1 protein-coding gene is annotated in these 606 nt (G+C 31.8%); it reads left to right on the top strand.

The window, feature by feature from the left end; all coding sequences use genetic code 11:
* On the top strand, positions 1-606 hold a 606-nt coding region (locus J1M39_RS11010; protein WP_206496787.1), incomplete at both ends, for a DEAD/DEAH box helicase family protein.

The following is a 606-nucleotide window of genomic DNA, read 5'->3' as shown; positions in this document are numbered from 1 at the left end:
CGATTTTGTTATATGCCGTAACAGGTGCAGGTAAGACAGAAATGATGTTTCAAGGCATTCAATATGCAAGAATACAGGGAGATAATATAGCTATTGTGTCACCACGTGTAGATGTTGTTGTAGAAATTAGTAAACGTATTAAAGACGCATTTCTTAATGAAGATATAGACATACTACACCAGCAATCAAGACAACAATTTGAAGGGCATTTTGTTGTATGCACAGTGCATCAACTTTACCGATTCAAACAGCACTTTGATACTATTTTTATTGATGAAGTCGATGCCTTTCATTTATCAATGGATAAAAATCTACAACAAGCATTGAAGTCATCTTCTAAAGTTGAACATGCAACAATTTATATGACAGCAACACCACCGAAACAACTTCTGTCAGAGATTCCCCACGAAAATATAATTAAATTGCCAGCTCGCTTTCATAAAAAATCACTTCCAGTTCCTAAATATCGTTATTTCAAACTTAATAATAATAAGATTCAGAAAATGTTATACCGAATTTTACAAGATCAAATTAATAATCAACGTTATACACTGGTGTTTTTTAACAATATAGAAACAATGATTAAAACATTTTCGGTTTATAAGC

Origin of the sequence: Micrococcus sp. KRD077, assembly GCF_017168505.1 — a bacterium.
Taxonomy (GTDB): domain Bacteria; phylum Actinomycetota; class Actinomycetes; order Actinomycetales; family Micrococcaceae; genus Micrococcus; species Micrococcus luteus.
The sequence above is the reverse complement of the archived record's forward strand: the minus strand, read 5'-3'. Positions and strand labels throughout refer to the sequence as shown.